This window comes from Mesorhizobium shonense (assembly GCF_040545255.1).
In the GTDB taxonomy this organism is placed as follows: domain Bacteria; phylum Pseudomonadota; class Alphaproteobacteria; order Rhizobiales; family Rhizobiaceae; genus Mesorhizobium; species Mesorhizobium shonense.
This window is the reverse complement of the sequence record NZ_JBEPLM010000010.1, coordinates 14,891-31,519: the sequence shown is the minus strand read 5'-3', so window position 1 is coordinate 31,519 and position 16,629 is coordinate 14,891. Positions and strand designations below refer to the sequence as shown.

Here is a 16,629-nt window from a genome sequence, read left to right as displayed (position 1 = left end):
CGAAAGTGTCCGATCTCTACATTCCCCGTCTCGTCGCTCTCATCGAACAGGCTTCGAAGGCCAATTCGGAAGCCTTCGGCCAGGCGGCGAGCCGCTTCGCCGACACGCTTGAGAAGGGCGGGCTGGTCCATCTCTACGGCTCGGGCCATTCGGTGCTGCCGGCGCAGGAAATGTTCCCGCGCTACGGCAGTTTTGTCGGCTTCAATCCACTCACCGATCCGCGCGTGATGTGGCACAACGTGCTCGGCGCCGGCGGCGTGCGCGAGCTTTTGTGGCTGGAGCGGACGGAAAAATACGCCGAGAAATTCCTCGACCATCAGCCGCTCAACAAGGGCGATTCCATCATCATCTTCGGCCATAGCGGCCGCAACTCCTCCGGCATCGATACCGCGCTCTATGCCAAGAAGCGAGGCATCTTCGTCGTCGCGGTCACCAGCAAGAACAACCTCGACAAGCCGGCCACGCATTCCTCCGGCAAGCGGCTGGCGGACGCCGCCGATCTCGTCATCGACACCTGCTCGCCGATCGAGGACGCGGTCGTGCCGATCGAAGGCTGGAGCCGGCCGGTGTCGGGTTCCTCGACGGTGCTTGCCATGATCATGGCGCATGAGCTCTTGGCGCGCACGGCCGAGCAGCTGTCGAAGCGCGGCATCGAGCTGCCGGTCTTCGCTTCGCCGACCATCGCCGGCGTGACGCTGCACGACACCGACGTCATCTACGGCGTCTACCGCGAGCGCATGATCGAGGCGCAGAAGAAGCACCTGCCGGCCTTCCAGGCGACGATGCGCGGGGAATGAATGCGTGGCTCGGGAGGCGTGTCCCTGGCGCTTTCCGGGCTTTCAGATGTCGCGCTGGACATCTCCCCACGCCGAGTGCTTGGGCGGCACATCGTTCTCATCCGGATTGGGGACGGGTTGCTCGTCCGGCAGCCTCTCCGGATCCGGCTCGCGCATCGGCTTCGGGTCGGGAAAAGGCGGCGGCGTGGGGACTGGCGTGGGTGTGGGATCGGGATTGGGTATAATGGCCATTAAGTGATTTCCCTCGTTGCGCTGGCGGGCCGTCCGTCGGCGTGATGCGGTTTCCGGTAACCGGATAATCTGCCCGACCAGAACATGACGGATTGATCGCCGCATCCCCGACACTCATCGAGCGCCCGACTGGCGGCTGACGCTGCCAAAACGGTCATGCCGGCGGATGGTTCCAATGCGAGCCTGCCGCATTCCGGCGGCGCCCGACGCGAATGCCGATCAAATGATTCCCGTAACCCATTTCGGCTCTTGCCGGCGTCATGCAGCGCCTTAATTCCATTGCGGGGCGGGTGGTCAAACTGCCGACATAGGAGGCGGCCTTGAAGTACCAAACCGTTGACCAACTCAATGCCGTTGCCGACGTTCATGCTGAAGCAGCGGTACTTATCGCCAGTCGAGGCCAGCGCCTCGAACGCTGGGCGCAACTTCTCGAGCAAAATCCCAGCCGGCGCCTCTCGGCGCTTGCGGGCACCGAATACGCCACTCCAGAAGTGCGCGAAAGAATGCGTTCCGCCGGATCGCCAATCACTGTCGCCTTCGAAGACCCGATCTTTCGTGCGCAGGGTTTGCAAGACGACACCTACGGCGAAGCGAAGCGCTTCTTCGAGCTCAGCGACTGGCAGTTGCATGAGGTCGTCTGCCATTGTCATGTCGGCGCCAATCTGCCGGCACGCTGGGCGGCGTCCCGCGTTCGCGCGGCGATCTCTCCGGGTTCAGGCATTCTCGCCTGGCTGAGATCGGTGTTCATGCACTGAGGCGATAGCCGCGGTTCGCGGAACCGCGGCTAAGTTCAATACCGGACTTTGCCGGAGGCGGAGGGGAGTTGCCTGCTCTTCCCGCCGGCCGGCAGGGTGACGCCTGGCAGCCTCGCGTCATCAGATCCGTTCAGCGTTGGGTGGAACCGCTGAATTGCCCTCACCGTAGGCAATTCCTGACGGAAAACCGTTACACACTTTTCCTGGAATTGCCCTAAAGTCTTGTTCTCCGGACGGCTTCAGTCAACGATCGATCTCGCCGAACACGATATCCAGCGAGCCTATGATGGCCGCGACGTCGGCGATCATGTGCCCGCGCGACAGATAGTCCATCGCCTGGAGGTGGGCGAAGGACGGCGCGCGTATCTTGCAGCGGTAGGGAACATTGCTGCCGTTCGAGACCAGATAGACACCGAACTCCCCTTTCGGGGCTTCCACCGCGGCGTAGACTTCGCCAGGCGGCACGCGATGCCCTTCGGTGTAGAGCTTGAAATGCTGGATCGTCGCTTCCATCGAGCGCTTCATGGTGGCGCGCGGCGGCGGCGTGATCTTCTGGTTGGGCGCGGCGACCGGCCCCGCGCCGTCGGCCGAACGCAGTTTCTCAAGACACTGGCGCATGATCCGCACCGACTGCCGCATCTCCTCCATGCGCACGAGGTAGCGGTCGTAGCAGTCGCCGTGCTTGCCGACCGGAATGTCGAAATCCATCTCGGGATAGCACTCGTAAGGCTGCGCCTTGCGCAGATCCCAGGCCGCGCCCGAGCCGCGCACCATGGGGCCGGAGAAGCCCCAGGCCCAGGCATCGTCGAGCGAGATCACCCCGACATCGACATTGCGCTGCTTGAAGATGCGGTTGTCGGTCAGAAGGACCTCGAGATTGTCGCAGGCCTTCAGGAACGGATCGCAGAAATCCCAGATGTCGTCGAGCAGCTGCCCCGGCAGATCCTGATGCACGCCGCCGACCCGGAAATAGTTGGCGTGCATGCGGGCGCCGGACGCGCGTTCATAGAAAACCATCAGCTTCTCACGCTCGGCGAAGCCCCAGAGCGGCGGCGTCAGCGCGCCGATATCCATGGCCTGCGTGGTGACGTTGAGCAGATGCGACAGCAGCCGGCCGATCTCGCAGAACAGGACGCGGATAAGCTGCCCGCGCCGGGGAACCGGTAGTTCGAGCAGCTTCTCGGCGGCGAGACAGAAGGCATGCTCCTGGTTCATCGGCGCGACGTAGTCGAGCCGGTCGAAATAGGGCAGGGCTTGCAGATAGTTCTTGTATTCGATCAGCTTCTCGGTGCCGCGGTGGAGCAGACCGATATGCGGATCGGCACGATCGACGATCTCGCCGTCCAGTTCCAGCACCAGCCTGAGCACGCCGTGCGCCGACGGGTGTTGCGGTCCGAAGTTGAGCGTGAAGTTACGGACTGAGGTTTCGGCCATGGCCGGTCCTTCGTGGAATCTGGTTTCTTTCTGGCTGGTGCCTGTCCGATCCGCCGCGTCTCGCGGCGCCGATCATGTCGTTGTCTGGATGATCAGCGTCAGCGTGCCGTCGCCATCGATGTTGGCGGCCACGACCTGCGAGGAATTCAGTCCGTTCGCATGCAGGACCGATACCGCCTCGGGCGACGCATCGATCGATTTCTGCAGCTTGGCCAGGTCCTTGGCAGTCGTCCTGGTGACCACGGCTTCCGCCTGCGCCTTCACTTCAGCGGGAAGATCCTCGATCGCCACCACCACGACACTGGTGAATTTCTGGCCGGAATTGTCCTGATCGGGTTGTGCCTGCGGCTGGTCGGGCGCAGGTTGCTGTGCTGGCGGCAGGGCCTGCGGAGGCTGCGGACCGGCGCGTTGGGCTGAGGCCGGCTGTGCCAGGGCCAGCGCTGAAAGCGTGAGGACCATCGTCAATGTCCGCATCGTCTTTCCTCCATGTCTCGAAGACTGACGACACAACCCCTCCGCCGAGCGATGGTTCCCGGTGAAGGGTGGCAAGCTGACGGCGAAGCTCGGCGGAGCCGGCATGGCCGTCATCCGCTGCCGAATGGAAATTTCAAACAGCCAGCACCGACAGCGCCGCCGCCTGCAGGCGCTCGAACGCCGCAAAGCGCCTGTCGTGCCAGGCGGCTAGCGACGAGTTGGGCGAATAGACCTCGCCCACTTCCGACATCGCCGCCATGGCCGCCGGAAGGTCGGGGTGGCGGCCGGTGGCGACGGCGCCGAGCATCGCCGAGCCGAGCAGTACCGGCTCTGGAGACGTCGGCGCGTAGACCAGTTTGCCGGTGGTGTCGGCGATGAGCTGCCGCACCAGCGGGCTCTGCCCGGCGCCGCCGCTGATGGCGATCGTGTCGATATTGATGCCGCAGGCGCGCATGGCTTCGAGAATCTGCCGGGCGCCATAGCCGAGGCCGCAGATCCCGGCGAGATAGAGCGCGACGAGGCTGTCGGCGCCGGTTGCCATGTCCAGCCCGGCAATCAGTCCGCGCGCGTCGGGATTGGCCAAGGGGGCACGGTTGCCGAGAAATTCGGGAACGACGTGCAGCCCGCCGATGACCTTGTCCGCCCTGGCCGCGCCGCCGTGCCGCTCAGCCTCTTGCGCCAGCCACTGGCTGAGGCTCCGGCCGCTGCGCGTCGCTATCCCGGCAAGCTCGACGGCGGCAGGGTGCATGCCGACCAGGCGATCGATGGCGGCGCCGGCCGCCGACTGGCCGCCTTCGTTCAGCCACAGGCCCGGCACCATGGCGGAGAAGTAGGGGCCCCACACGCCCGGCACGAAAGCAGCCTGCTCGGTCGTCGTCATGGTGCAGGCGGAGGTGCCGAAGACATAGGCCATGCGCGTCGTGACATTGCCGGCGCCGCCGCGCGCGCCGACCGAGCCGATTCCGCCGGCATGGGCGTCGATCATGCCGGCCGCGACGGGCGTTCCAGGCAGCAGGCCAAACTCTGCCGCCGCCTCGTTCGTCAAGCCGTTGGAGAGCGCGCTCCCGGGCGCCACGATCTCGGTGCCGATCCGCGCGAATTTCTCATCCGCAAGCGCGCCAAGCCCGACTTTACGGAAATAGGCGTCGTCCCAGCGCGCCTCGTGGGCGAGATAGGTCCATTTGCAGGTCACCGTGCAGGTCGAGCGCGCCGGGCTGCCGGTCGCCCGCCAGGTCAGGAAATCGGCGAGGTCCATGAACTGCCGCGCCGCGGCGAAAGTCCGCGGCATGTTCTCGGCGAGCCACAAAAGCTTCGGCGTCTCCATCTCCGGCGAGATGCTGCCGCCGACATAGTTGAGCACGTCCTCGCCGGTTTCGTTGATCCTGCGGGCCTGCTCGGTGGCGCGATGATCCATCCAGACGATGATGTTGCGCTCCGGATTTCCCGATGGGCTCACCGTCAGCGGCGCGCCGCCCGGCCCGAGAACGACAAGCGAGCAGGTCGCGTCGAAGCCGATGCCGCGTACCGACTGGGCAGAAATGCCGGCGAGCGTCACGGCCTCGCGGACGGTGGCCGCAACGGCGCGCCAGATGTCGTTGCTCGATTGCTCGACGATATGGTCTTCGGCATGCCAGACGGCGATGTCGGCCTTGGCGGATGCAAGCAGCGCGCCCGCTTCGTCGAAGACGCCAGCGCGCGCGCTTCCCGTGCCGATGTCGATGCCGATGAAATGGCTGCTCATGACTTCAGATCCTTCGCCCGATCCGTCCGGTTCCTATAGGTCATTGCTTTGCGGCGGGATGACAAGGTCGCGAATGGTGATGTTGCGCGGCCTGGTGAGCATGAACATTGCGCCACGTCTCGATGCCGCTGTTGTCGTGCCGACCGGCTAAGCCGCTTTCGCCATGTTGATGTTGTGCAGTGTCAGCCGCCGGAAGTGCGAGGGCGTCATGCCCTTTTCGGCGAGGAACTGCCGGTTGAAGTTGGAAAGGGTGTTGTAGCCGACCTCGAAGCAGATGTTGGTGATCGAAGCCTGCTCGTCGCTCATCAGCATCTGGCAGGCCAGGTTGATGCGCAGCCGCTTCACATACTGCACCAAGGTCATGCCGGTGTGCTGGCGGAAAGAGCGGGAAAAGACGCTGGACGACTGACCGGCGATGGCGGCCAGATCCGTCTCGCTGAAGGGCTGGGTGAGGTTCTCGCGCAGATAGGCAAGCGCCTTGTTGATGCCGGCCGACATGTAGCCCGACGGGTCGGGCAGATAGCTTGCGCTGGCGAGCATGCGCGCGCCCTCGGCACGGCTGAGCAGCCCCATCATCATCATGAACAGCTCGATGCGGCGCACGCCTTGCGAGTTCATGATCTCTTCCATCAGGGGGCCAAGCTGCCTGCTGGTCTGCCGGCTGAACAACACGCCGCGGCGCGAGGCTTCGAGCACCGGCGTCAGGGCAGCGAGCTCGGGGAAGGTGTTGATGGCGCCGTCGATGAAGCCCTCGTTGAACTGGATGATGCGGCAGCGCAGCGGCACCGTCGCGTCCTTCGGCACATCGCTCACCCAGTTGTGCGGCAGGTTGGGACCAGTCAGCACCAGATTGCCCGGCTCGAACTCGCCGATGAAGTCGCCGACGAAATAGCGCCCGCGCGTGGCGACGATGAGATGCAGCTCGTATTCCGGATGGAAATGCCAGCGCACCGTGCGAAAAGGATAGCCGTGCGACCAGGCGGTGAAAGATTCGCCCGGCCTGATCTGCACAACCTCGAGGTCAGGTTTCATCGCTGTTCCTCCGTGCAAGGCCGTCAGCGCGATCGCCTCGTCGACGCGTCTCCTCCCATCGGCCTCATGCCAGCCAGACTACTGAGCCGACAAAACCGGCGCCACTATGTTCCCGTCCGATCATTGGTACTTTTTTGACTATTCTGAGCCTCCACGACACCGAACCGCGTCTCAAACGACGCCGCGTTCCTCGCTTCGGATGCGGAAGGCGTCGACGGCGATCGCGAGCAGGATCATCGCTCCGCCGATCATCTGGATGTAATAGGCCGACACATTGATAAGCTGCAGGCCGGTCTGGATGACGGTGATCAGCAGCGTGCCGCCGAGCATGCCGATGACCCGGCCGCGCCCGCCGAACAGCGAAACTCCGCCGATGACCGGTGCTGCCACCGCATAGAGCAGCGTCGTGCTGCCGACGGTGACGCTGACGCCGCCGAGATAGGAGGTGTAGAGGAAGCCGGCCACGCCGGCAAGGAAGCCGGAAGCGGTGAAGGCGCCGAGCCTTGCCCGCTTGACGTTGATGCCCGCGGCATTAGCCGCCCGGCGGTTGCCGCCGGTGGCATAGAGGTTCCGGCCCCAGGCGGAATAGGCGAGCACGACATGCGCCAGGAGATAGGCGACGAAAAGGGCGATCGGCATCACCGGCCAGTTGCCGATGGTGGCGCTGCCTATGTAGCTGTAGCCCTCGTCGGCGACGACCATGGTGCGGGCCTGGGTGGCGCCGAGCACCGCGCCCTGCAGGAAAAGGCCCATCGCGAGCGTCGCGATCAGCGAGTTCATGCGCAGATAGGCGACGAAGTAGCCGTTGAGCAGGCCGACGAGGACTCCGGCGACGATGGTGATCAGGACGGCCAGCGTCCAGTGGACGCCGAACTGCTGCATGGCGTAGGCGCCGACCATGCTCGAGAAGACGAGATTGCCGACCACCGACAGATCGATCTCGCCGATCAGAAGCGTGAAGGAAACCGCAAGCACCAGGACGCCCAGCGTGGTCGCCTGCACCAGCACGTTCTGCAGATTGCCTTCCGAGAGGAAGAACGGATTGAGGAAGCCGGCGAGGATGCTGAACACCACGATCAGGATCCAGACCACATTGTCGAGAAGGAATTTCTTGCTGGCCATTTGCGAGCCTTACCTCAAAACTTTCATCGTGCCGTTCTCGCTTCGGCGATCGCGTCGATGGTTATCTCGGCACTCCGCAAGGTGCGCGCGATACAGCCCTTGGAGAAGATCACCACCCGGTCTACGAGGCGCTGCATCTCTTCCGGGTCCTGGGCGAGCAGCAGCACGCTGACGCCCTTCTTCGTCGCGTCGTCGATCAGGCGGTGGATCTGTTCCTTGGCGGCGACGTCGACGCCGACCGTCGGCTCGTCGAGCAGAAGCAGCCTTGGCTTGCGCTCCAAGAGCCGGCCGAGCAGCACCTTTTGCTGGTTGCCGCCGGACAGCTCGCCGATCTCCTGGCCGCCGCTACCCATGACGATATCCATGGCGCCGCGCGCCTCGCGCATGCGGCGGTTCATGCCGGCGCCGCTGACCAGCCAGCCGAGCGAGCGCGGCCAGTTGCCGAGGTTGAGATTCTCCGTCACCGACATCGAGCCGACCAGGCCTTCGCCGATGCGGTCATGGGTAAGATAGGCGACGCCCGAACCGAGACTCTGCCCCGGCGAGCCGAGCCGGACTTGGCGGCCATCGATGAGGACGCTGCCGGCTTCGACGGGCAGCAGGCCGCCCAGCGCCCGCATCAGTTCCTGCGGCCCTTCGCCGAGCAGGCCGACGAGGCCGACGATCTCGCCGCCGCCGATCGTCAGGTCGACCGGCCCGCCGCCGGGGAAGGAAAGCTGGCGGAGCTCGATGGCGGTGGGGTGATCCTCGCGGCTGCGATGGAATTCGGCGACGTCGGCGCCGGTGATGACGCTCGCCATGGCATCGGCCGACAGCTCCGCCGCCTTGCCGCCGGCGGTGACCTTGCCGTCGCGCAGCACCGTGTATTCCGAGCAGAGCTGACGCACCTCGTCATTGTGGTGCGAGATGTAGATGAAGGACGTGCCGCGTTCGGTGAGGCTCTCGACCCATTCGAGAAGATGCAGCCGTTCCGCCGCGGCGAGGCCCGCCGTCGGCTCGTCGAGGATGATCAGCGACGCCTCGGCCGCGACCGCCTTGATGATGGCGAGCCTTCGCCTGTCGCTGGCGTTGAGATCGCCGGCGCGCCGACGCGGATCGACCGGCATGCCGTGGCTTTCGAGCTGATGCGCCGCAAGCCGATGGAGTGATGTCCAGTCGGTCAGGCCCAAGCGCTTCGGCAATTCAGGCAGCAGAAGGTTCTCGCCGACCGAGAGGTCCTCGAAGATCTCCGAATGCTGCGAAAGAAGATGGAGACCGCGCCTCTTGCGCGCCGTCAGCGGCAGGGCCGATACGTCCTCGCCGTTCAACAGGACGGAGCCGCTGTCATGGCGCAAAAGGCCGGCGATGATGTTGGACAGCGTCGACTTGCCGGCGCCGTTCTTGCCGAGCAGGCCATGGATCGCCCCTTTCGACACGGTCAGCGAGACGCCGTCCAGCACCGCAAGCGGGCCGAAGCGCTTGAAGACGTTGTCGACGGTCAGGACAGCATCGGCGCTGTCCGGCGCATGACTATCGGGCACGATCGTGCCGTCGGCGACATTCATCTGGGTAACCGGTAATTCCGAAATAGGGTGAGAACGCGACAGCGCGTTCCCACCCGTCTCGTCGGCCGCGATCTCAGCCGGCGTTCTGCTGCATCTTCCACACCTGGGTCACGACATTGGCCCAGTGACGCGGGTCGTCGGCGTTTTCCTTGGTGAGGAAATAGGGCGGGATGGTCAGCAGCGGGCCGGACAGGCTGTCCGCGATCGTACCCTTCTCCCAGAAATACTTCTTGTTCTCATACGGCCCGATCGGAACCGGCTTGCCCTTCAGCGTGTACTCTTCCAGCAGATCGACGACGATCTCGACATATGCGATCGGGTCCTGCGCGATATCGGCGTCGATCTCGCCGGCCTTCACCCATTCCAGCGCGTTCGGCGAGGCATCGATGCTGGTGAGGATGATGTGCTTCTCGTGGCCGACCGGGAACAGCCGCTTCTGCGTTTCCAGCGCCTTGCGCGCATCGACGACGAAGATGTCGGTCGGCATGTGGATGGCGTCGAGGTCCGGCCGTTCGCGCAACGTCGCCGAGACCACGGCGAGCGCCTGCTCATGCTGGTTGTTCTGCGGCCGCGAGATGATCTCGATGTCGGGATACTTGCTCTTCAGCGTGTCCTCGAAACCGTCCTTGCGATCGCGCAGCGCCACGGCCGTCAGCGAGCCGTAGTTGTTGAGCACGCTGCCCTTCGGCGCGCCGTGCTTCTTGGTGAGCAATTCGGCGGTCTTCTCGGCCGCCATGACGCCCGACTGCTTGTTGTCGAAGGTAACGGAAGCGGCCACCTCGCCGCCGGTGAGCACGGTGTCGACCATGCCGAGCGGCACGCCGAGCGACTTCGCCTTCTTGCTCAGCGGGATGAGCAATTCCGAATCCAGCGCGTCGGAAATGAGGTAGCGCGGCTTCTGCAGGAGCAGGCTGTTCCAGTCGTTGACCTGCGCGTTGGCATCGCCGTTGGCGTCCTTGCCGACGAACTCCAGGCCGAGGCTTTCGACCTTGCGCTTCAGCGCCTCCTGCAGCACGACGAAGAAGAAGAAGCCGAGATAGCCGGTTTCCCAGGCCACCACCTTGGATGCCGCGCCCTGTGCCACGGCGCGCTCGCCGCCTGCCAGCAACAGGCCGCCGGCAGCGGCTGCCGCGCTTTGCAAAAGCGTGCGGCGGTTCATCGTAAAGCTCTTGGTCTCGCAACCCATGTCTCGCTCCCTGAAATGTTGGAATCCTTGGCCGGCGCGGCTTTTCCACGAAGCCACCCGGCAGGGCACGCAGCCCCCGACATCTCCCGGACGTCTCCTCCCCCGGCGATCCGATGTCGATTTCAGGCTAGGCGCGCGCTGTCCGGCCAGCCACCACGTTCCGGGGCGGGTGTTAGTACTTTTTTGATTCCGCTCGGGAAAAGCCGATGCCGTGGCGGCCCGGTACCCGCGGAGGCAAAGGGCTGGCCCGCCGGCTCGCGGCCAGATGAGTCAAAAATGTATGGGTCGTGGAAAGCGCAACCGGTAGCCGGCGTCGCGCGCTGCGGCTATCTGTGTTCGCGAGGGGCTGCGCGCCGAAAATCGAAGGGATGGAGAGAATGGAACATTGGATCGGAACCTGGAGCGCGAGCCCGATGAATGTCTGGCCGGGCGACGCGGTGCTCTACGGCTTCCACCGGCAGACGGTGCGCCAGGTGCTGCGCGTCAGCACAGGCGGCGACAGGTTGCGATTGAGGCTGTCCAACGAATATGGCGCCTCGCCGATCCGGATCGGCGCCGCCACCGTCGCCCTTGCCGCGAAAGATGGCGCGGTCGACGCCGCGACCATTCGGCAAGTGACGTTCGGCGGCGAGAGGCAGACCGATCTCGCGCCCGGCGCACCGCTTCTTAGCGACCCGATCGAGCTCAAGGTTCGCGATCTCGGAGAGATCGCGATCAGCCTCTATTTCCCCGACTTCGCGCCGATCGAGACCTACCACTACGAGGCGCAGCAGACCGCCTATATTTCCGAGTTCGGGGATTTTGCCGATGCGCCCGGTCTGCCGGTGCAGCAGACCTCGACCAGCCGCTATTTCCTCAGCGCCGTGCTGGTCGAGAGCGGGCCGGGCGGCGGCTCGCTGGTTTGTCTCGGCGATTCCATCACCGACGGTTTCGGCTCGACCATCGACGGCAATGCGCGCTGGCCGGACCGGCTGGCGGAACGGCTTGCGAAAAGCGGCCGGCTGTCGGGCATCGGTGTCCTCAACCAGGGGATCGGCGGCAACCGCGTGCTCGCCAGCCGCGCCCGCGGCGCCAACGCGCTCGCCCGCTTCGACCGCGACGTGCTAAGCTTCCCGAACGTCAAATGGATCTCGGTGCTGGAAGGCATCAACGACATCGGATGGCCGGAAACCATGCTTGCCGGAGGCCAAGAGGCTGTCGCCGTCGAATGTCTCATTTCGGCTTACCGGCAGTTGATCGCGCGCGCCCGCCTCAACGGCATCAAAGTGCTGCTCGGCACGCTGCCGCCCTTCGGCGGCGCGTTCGAGGGCCTGCCGCTAAAGACCTTCTACTCGGCGTCCAAGGAGCGCGACCGGCAGGCGGTGAACGCCTGGATCAGGACATCGGGCGAAGCCGACGCCGTCGTCGACTTCGAGCGCGCGCTCGCCGATCCCGCCAACCCGTCCAGGCTGCTCCGCGCCCTCGATTGCGGCGACGGCCTGCATCCGTCCGACGATGGCTACGCCGAGATGGCCAAGGTGCTCGAGAGCGCCTTCGAGGGCTTGCTCGTTGACCAGCAGGACTGGTCCGCTCGGAATTGATGGCGGAGGAGCGTATTGTTCAGATAGCTCCCGCCGCCATCCGGGCCGATCAGGCCGCGTATCTCGCCATTGCGGGCTGCTTCGACCACTGGGCGTACCAGGCGTCGAACAGCTTGAGCTGCTGCTCCGCATAGCCGCGCTGGCTGTCGCTCAGCGCATCCGTCTCGTTGAAGTGCAGCTTGTATTCCGCGTTACCCTTGAGCACCATCATGTGCTTGAAATAGAGCACCAGGTCCGGGCCCTCGTCGAAAGAGGAAAGCACAGCAAGCGCGGCGTCCAGCTCCAGCGCCAGCCGGCGCGCTTCGGCGTCGCCCTTCGCCGCCGCCTGGCTCAGACCCACCAGATGCAGCACTTCCTTGGGCAGCACATTGCCGATGCCGGTGATGGCGCCGGAGGCGCCGCAATTGACGAAACCGTGGAAGACGGCGGTGTCGACGCCGATCATCAGCGCAACGTCATCGTCGCGGCTGGTGATGTTTTCCGCCGCATAGCGCAAATCCGCCGGACCGCCGAACTCCTTGAAGCCGACCAGGTTCGGATGTTCGGCGCGAAGCGCGAAGAAGAGATCGGCGCGCGTGGCAAAGCCGTAATAGGGGCTGTTGTAGATGACCGCCGGCAGATCGGGCGCGGCGGCAAGGATTGCCTTGAAGTGGTGGCGCTGCGCCGTCACCGAGGGTCCGCGCGACAAGACGCGCGGGATCACCATCAGGCCGCGTGCGCCGACCTTCTGGGCATGGGCGGCGTGCGCCACGGCGCTGGCGGTGTTGACCGCGCCGGTGCCGACGATCACCGGCACGCCGGCTTTCGCCAGCCGCTCGACGCCTTCCATGCGCTGTTCGTCGGAGAGCAGGGGCCAGTCGCCCATGGAGCCGCAATAGACGACCGCCGACATTCCGGCGGCGATCAGCTCGCGTCCCTTGCGCACCAGCCCGTCGAAGTCGGGAAGGCGATCATTGGTGCAAGGCGTCATCAGCGCCGGCATGCAGCCGGAAAAGACGTTGGCGGTCATTCGGATTCTCCTTGAGGCCGGCAGGCAGATTGGCCAGTTTGTCCCGGAGTGATACCGCTTGCCAAGCGGATAGTCTTGGACGACAGGGAGAAACAATGCGTACCAGATCCAGCATTCGCGTCGTCGGTTGCCATGCCGAGGGCGAGGTCGGCGACGTCATCGTGGGCGGCGTGCTGCCGCCGGCGGGCCGCACGATGATGGAAAAGATGATCACGATGGAACGCGATCACGACCATATCAGGCGCATGCTGATCTGCGAGCCGCGCGGCAGCGTTGCCCGGCACGTCAATCTCCTGGTTCCCTCGACGCGCGAGGATTGTGTCGCCGGCGCCATCATCATGGAACCGACGGAATACCCGCCGATGTCCGGCTCCAACACGATCTGCGTCGCCACAGTGCTGCTCGAGACCGGCATGGTGCCGATGAACGAGCCCGAGACGCGCTTCAAGCTGGACATGCCCGGCGGCGTCATCGAGGTGCGCGCCGAATGCCGCGACGGCAAATGCCTGTCGATAACTTTCCGCAACGCGCCCGCCTTTGCCGAACGCCTCGATGCCAATATCGAGGTGGAAGGGCTGGGAACGCTGAAGGTCGACATCGCCTATGGCGGCATGTTCTACGCGATCGTCGATGCGGCCGCGCTCGGCTTCTCGGTCACACCCGACGAGGCCCGGGAATTGGCGGTGACCGGCGAGAAGGTCCGTCACGCAGCGCGCGAGCAGCTCGATGTCGTGCATCCGGAATTCGAGCACGTGCGCGGCGTGTCGATCGTGCAGTTCGCCATGCCGTTCCAGGGTCCGGGCAACGTCACGCGCAACACCTGTATCGTCTCGCCCGGACGCTCCGACCGCAGCCCGACGGGAACCGGCACGTCGGCCCGCATGGCCGTGCTGCAGGCGCGCGGTCTGATGGGCGTCGGCGACGTTCTGATCCATGAATCGATCATCGGCTCGCGCTTCACCGGCAGAATTCTCGAACTGACTGAAATCGCCGGACACAAAGCGATCGTTCCTGAGATCACCGGCCGAGCCTGGATCACGGGCGAGCACAACTACTACCTCGATCCGACGGATCCTTATCCGCAAGGCTATGTGCTGTCGGACACGTGGGGCACGTCGACCTCGGTGAAGCAATAGCGCGATCGGCCTCAGGCAGCGGGCGCTGGAGCATGCCCCCCGGCTTCTGGCAGAGTATGAAGAGCCAGGCTGAATATTGCGTAAGACGAGGAGCTGCGCACTTATATCGACCGGCGATCGCGCGAATCCTGCGGTCGATGCATTGAACGAGGAATACTGAGCGACGTCATGCGCATTGAAAGGATCAACATCTATACGACCGCGCTGCCGGTGAAGGGCGGCGTCTATCGCATGGCGAGCGACGATGTCGAATCGCTGGACAGCACGCTTGTCGAGATCGTCACCAATGATGGGCTGACCGGCTGGGGCGAGACCTGCCCGGTCGGGCCTGTCTACCAGCCTCATCACGCATTGGGCGCTCGCGCCGCAATCGCCGAGATCGCGCCCGGGCTCATCGGGTCCGAGATCGCTTCGATCAGGCTCCTGGCAAAACGCATGGACGAGCGTCTGAACGGACACGGCTACGCCAAAGCCGCATTCGACATGGCGTTTCTCGACCTTCTCGGCCAGAGACTGGGCGTGCCGGTCTCGACGCTGTTGGGCGGGGCTTTGACCGACCGCGTGCCGGCCTATTACTCGCTGATCGTCGGTTCGCCGGAGGAAACCGCCCGCATCGCGGCCGACAAGGTCAAAGCGGGCTATCCACGCCTTCAGGTGAAAATCGGTGGCCGCGATCTCGAAGAGGACGTGGCGACCGTTCACAAGGTTTGGGAGGCGGTAGGCTATAAGGCGCGCATCGCGGTGGACGGGAACCGGGGCTTGACGGTCGCCTCCGCCATCCATCTCGACCGGCTTTGCCAGGCAATCCCCTTCGTCTTCGAGCAGCCCTGCAACACCATGGATGAAGTCGCCACGCTGAAGGGCAGGGTGACGCATCCGGTGTATCTGGACGAGAATACCGAGGACCAGAACGCGGTGCTGAGGGCTATTTCGCTGGGGATTGCCGACGGCTTCGGCTTCAAGGTCACGCGCCTCGGCGGTCTCACCAAGATGACGACGGTGCGCGATCTTTGCGCGATCCGCTCCTTGCCGCACAGCTGCGACGACGCCTGGGGCGGCGACATCATCGCGGCGGCGTGTGTCCATCTGGCTGCCACCGTCGAGCCGCGCCGCATGGAGGGCGCCTGGATCGCTCAGGAATATATCGACGGGCATTTCGACCGGAAGAACCCGGTCGTCATCGAAAAGGGCCACATCGCCGTGCCGCAGCGGCCGGGCCTCGGCGTGAAACCGGAACCCGGCATGTTCGGCAAGCCGGTGGCCACATACGGGGACTGATAAACGCGCCGGCGAACATCGACTGCGGTCAACGCTCGCGCAGCCCTTGCAGGGAGGTATCCCGTCTGATTCCGTAGGCTTGGTGGGGGTCGCCTGATTCGCGTGCTCGCGCGGCGGGTGCTTCCGTGGAGAGATCGCAATGACCGACAAGCCCGAAATCCTCGAGATGAGGCCTAAAATCACTGTGGTCGGCGTTGGCGGCGGCGGCGGAAACGCCATCAACAACATGATCACCGAGGGCTTGCAAGGCGCGGAGTTCGTCGTGGCCAATACCGACGCGCAGGCGCTCGCCATGTCGAAGTCTTCGCGACTGATCCAATTGGGTGCCCATGTCACCGAAGGCCTTGGTGCCGGATCATTGCCCGACGTCGGCCGCGCTGCCGCGGAAGAGTCCATCGACGAGATCATGGATCATCTGGCGGGAACGCATATGTGTTTCGTCACCGCGGGCATGGGAGGCGGGACCGGAACGGGCGCCGCACCCGTTATTGCGCGTGCCGCACGCGATGCTGGCATTTTGACCGTGGCCGTCGTCACCAAGCCCTTCGTGTTCGAAGGCAAGCGCCGGACCCAGGCCGCCGAGGAAGGCATAGAACGCCTTCGCGAGAGCGCCGATACCGTGATCGTCATCCCGAACCAGAACCTGTTCAGGGTCGCCGACGCCAGGACAACGTTTGCCGACGCGTTTGCGATGGCGGACCGTGTTCTCTACGCGGGCGTCGGCTGCATCACCGACCTCATCGTGAAGGAAGGCCTGATCAATCTCGACTTCGCTGACGTCAAGGCGGTGATGCGGGACATGGGGCGAGCGATGATGGGAACCGGTGAGGCCTTCGGAGAGGGCCGTGCAAAGACGGCTGCCGAGGCCGCGATCGCCAATCCGCTGCTGGATGAGGCCTCCATGGCGGGCGCCAGGGGCGTGCTCGTATCGATCAGCGGCGGCATGGACATGACATTGTTCGAAGTCGATGAGGCCGCGACACGGATACGCGAGGAGGTCGATGCCGACGCCAACATTATCGTCGGCGCCATCTTCGACCAAGCGTTGGCTGGGAAGTTCCGGGTGTCGGTCGTCGCCACCGGTCTGCGGCAAGGCGCAAACATGATCCAACTCAACCAGATGACCGCCTGATCGACCTTCCGAGTGGGTGTCGTAGCTAGAGCGCCTTGCTAAGAGCTGCTTCCATTGAGCAGGTCAGGCACCCGGACCCTCGCCCGAGTTCAAGACTAACCGCGATCGTTCTGCGGCCTTTGCATCGATAGCACCAACAAGCCTTCCCACATCCTACTCCTTGCGTCCTTTGGGGAGG

15 protein-coding genes and 1 pseudogene are annotated in these 16,629 nt (G+C 64.6%); 6 read left to right on the top strand and 10 right to left on the bottom strand.

What is annotated here, in order from left to right; all coding sequences use genetic code 11:
- Nucleotides 1-5: 5 nt before the first annotated feature.
- Nucleotides 6-797 carry an SIS domain-containing protein gene (locus ABID26_RS23580; protein WP_292299725.1) on the top strand — a complete coding sequence of 264 codons (792 nt, stop codon included), beginning with the start codon at nt 6-8 and terminating at the stop codon, nt 795-797.
- Between the two features lie 42 nt (nt 798-839).
- Here the strand turns inward: ABID26_RS23580 and ABID26_RS23575 are convergent, their stop codons facing one another.
- The gene (locus ABID26_RS23575) at nt 840-1,028 is read right to left on the bottom strand and encodes a hypothetical protein (protein ID WP_126097953.1); all 189 of its coding nucleotides are present in this window, start codon (nt 1,026-1,028) and stop codon (nt 840-842) included.
- 320 nt (nt 1,029-1,348) lie between these two features.
- Between ABID26_RS23575 and ABID26_RS23570 the strand changes: the two genes are divergently transcribed.
- Nucleotides 1,349-1,783, top strand: coding sequence for a hypothetical protein (locus tag ABID26_RS23570; RefSeq protein ID WP_126097954.1), 435 nt, complete (start codon nt 1,349-1,351; stop codon nt 1,781-1,783).
- A 243-nt stretch (nt 1,784-2,026) separates the two neighbouring features.
- Here the strand turns inward: ABID26_RS23570 and ABID26_RS23565 are convergent, their stop codons facing one another.
- From ABID26_RS23565 to ABID26_RS23530, 8 genes and pseudogenes are all read right to left on the bottom strand, one after another.
- On the bottom strand, nt 2,027-3,217 hold the full coding sequence (locus tag ABID26_RS23565; RefSeq protein ID WP_126097955.1) for an NADH-quinone oxidoreductase subunit D: 1,191 nt from the start codon (nt 3,215-3,217) through the stop codon (nt 2,027-2,029).
- A gap of 72 nt (nt 3,218-3,289) precedes the next feature.
- Nucleotides 3,290-3,691 carry a hypothetical protein gene (locus ABID26_RS23560; RefSeq protein ID WP_126097956.1) on the bottom strand — a complete coding sequence of 134 codons (402 nt, stop codon included), beginning with the start codon at nt 3,689-3,691 and terminating at the stop codon, nt 3,290-3,292.
- 133 nt (nt 3,692-3,824) lie between these two features.
- On the bottom strand, nt 3,825-5,432 hold the full coding sequence (locus tag ABID26_RS23555) for an FGGY-family carbohydrate kinase (RefSeq protein ID WP_292299726.1): 1,608 nt from the start codon (nt 5,430-5,432) through the stop codon (nt 3,825-3,827).
- Nucleotides 5,433-5,465: 33 nt separating this feature from the next.
- Nucleotides 5,466-5,540: pseudogene (locus ABID26_RS23550) on the bottom strand (glucose dehydrogenase); the annotation flags it as partial.
- Nucleotides 5,541-5,579: 39 nt separating this feature from the next.
- Nucleotides 5,580-6,464 carry an AraC family transcriptional regulator gene (locus ABID26_RS23545; protein WP_126097958.1) on the bottom strand — a complete coding sequence of 295 codons (885 nt, stop codon included), beginning with the start codon at nt 6,462-6,464 and terminating at the stop codon, nt 5,580-5,582.
- A gap of 171 nt (nt 6,465-6,635) precedes the next feature.
- On the bottom strand, nt 6,636-7,586 hold the full coding sequence (locus tag ABID26_RS23540; RefSeq protein WP_126097959.1) for an ABC transporter permease: 951 nt from the start codon (nt 7,584-7,586) through the stop codon (nt 6,636-6,638).
- A gap of 23 nt (nt 7,587-7,609) precedes the next feature.
- Nucleotides 7,610-9,130 carry a sugar ABC transporter ATP-binding protein gene (locus tag ABID26_RS23535; RefSeq protein ID WP_292299727.1) on the bottom strand — a complete coding sequence of 507 codons (1,521 nt, stop codon included), beginning with the start codon at nt 9,128-9,130 and terminating at the stop codon, nt 7,610-7,612.
- 73 nt (nt 9,131-9,203) lie between these two features.
- On the bottom strand, nt 9,204-10,316 hold the full coding sequence (locus ABID26_RS23530; RefSeq protein WP_292299728.1) for a sugar ABC transporter substrate-binding protein: 1,113 nt from the start codon (nt 10,314-10,316) through the stop codon (nt 9,204-9,206).
- A gap of 377 nt (nt 10,317-10,693) precedes the next feature.
- Between ABID26_RS23530 and ABID26_RS23525 the strand changes: the two genes are divergently transcribed.
- Complete coding sequence (locus ABID26_RS23525) at nt 10,694-11,896, top strand: SGNH/GDSL hydrolase family protein (RefSeq protein WP_292299729.1); 1,203 nt, start codon at nt 10,694-10,696, stop codon at nt 11,894-11,896.
- A gap of 49 nt (nt 11,897-11,945) precedes the next feature.
- On the opposite strand, the gene ABID26_RS23520 is transcribed toward ABID26_RS23525, so the two are convergent.
- Nucleotides 11,946-12,905, bottom strand: coding sequence for a dihydrodipicolinate synthase family protein (locus tag ABID26_RS23520; protein ID WP_292299730.1), 960 nt, complete (start codon nt 12,903-12,905; stop codon nt 11,946-11,948).
- A 95-nt stretch (nt 12,906-13,000) separates the two neighbouring features.
- Here ABID26_RS23520 and ABID26_RS23515 point away from each other — a divergent pair, with 95 nt between their 5' ends.
- The 3 genes from ABID26_RS23515 to ftsZ all read left to right on the top strand — a co-directional run bounded on the left by ABID26_RS23515 (nt 13,001) and on the right by ftsZ (nt 16,451).
- The gene (locus ABID26_RS23515; RefSeq protein ID WP_292299731.1) at nt 13,001-14,041 is read left to right on the top strand and encodes a proline racemase family protein; all 1,041 of its coding nucleotides are present in this window, start codon (nt 13,001-13,003) and stop codon (nt 14,039-14,041) included.
- 168 nt (nt 14,042-14,209) lie between these two features.
- A complete protein-coding gene (locus ABID26_RS23510) occupies nt 14,210-15,319 on the top strand; it encodes a mandelate racemase/muconate lactonizing enzyme family protein (protein ID WP_292299732.1) in 1,110 nt (369 codons plus the stop codon).
- Between the two features lie 139 nt (nt 15,320-15,458).
- The gene (ftsZ, locus tag ABID26_RS23505; protein WP_430702128.1) at nt 15,459-16,451 is read left to right on the top strand and encodes a cell division protein FtsZ; all 993 of its coding nucleotides are present in this window, start codon (nt 15,459-15,461) and stop codon (nt 16,449-16,451) included.
- Nucleotides 16,452-16,629 lie beyond the last annotated feature (178 nt).

Bases quoted from the DNA above. Each gene is read 5' to 3' on its own strand.
- ABID26_RS23575 (WP_126097953.1), bottom strand. From the start codon at position 1,028: ATGGCCATTATACCCAATCCCGATCCCACACCCACGCCAGTCCCCACG.
- ABID26_RS23565 (WP_126097955.1), bottom strand. From the start codon at position 3,217: ATGGCCGAAACCTCAGTCCGTAACTTCACGCTCAACTTCGGACCGCAA.
- ftsZ (WP_430702128.1), top strand. From the start codon at position 15,459: ATGACCGACAAGCCCGAAATCCTCGAGATGAGGCCTAAAATCACTGTG.
- ABID26_RS23535 (WP_292299727.1), bottom strand. From the start codon at position 9,130: ATGAATGTCGCCGACGGCACGATCGTGCCCGATAGTCATGCGCCGGAC.
- ABID26_RS23540 (WP_126097959.1), bottom strand. From the start codon at position 7,586: ATGGCCAGCAAGAAATTCCTTCTCGACAATGTGGTCTGGATCCTGATC.
- ABID26_RS23555 (WP_292299726.1), bottom strand. From the start codon at position 5,432: ATGAGCAGCCATTTCATCGGCATCGACATCGGCACGGGAAGCGCGCGC.
- ABID26_RS23510 (WP_292299732.1), top strand. From the start codon at position 14,210: ATGCGCATTGAAAGGATCAACATCTATACGACCGCGCTGCCGGTGAAG.
- ABID26_RS23530 (WP_292299728.1), bottom strand. From the start codon at position 10,316: ATGGGTTGCGAGACCAAGAGCTTTACGATGAACCGCCGCACGCTTTTG.
- ABID26_RS23560 (WP_126097956.1), bottom strand. From the start codon at position 3,691: ATGCGGACATTGACGATGGTCCTCACGCTTTCAGCGCTGGCCCTGGCA.
- ABID26_RS23545 (WP_126097958.1), bottom strand. From the start codon at position 6,464: ATGAAACCTGACCTCGAGGTTGTGCAGATCAGGCCGGGCGAATCTTTC.
- ABID26_RS23515 (WP_292299731.1), top strand. From the start codon at position 13,001: ATGCGTACCAGATCCAGCATTCGCGTCGTCGGTTGCCATGCCGAGGGC.
- ABID26_RS23520 (WP_292299730.1), bottom strand. From the start codon at position 12,905: ATGACCGCCAACGTCTTTTCCGGCTGCATGCCGGCGCTGATGACGCCT.
- ABID26_RS23525 (WP_292299729.1), top strand. From the start codon at position 10,694: ATGGAACATTGGATCGGAACCTGGAGCGCGAGCCCGATGAATGTCTGG.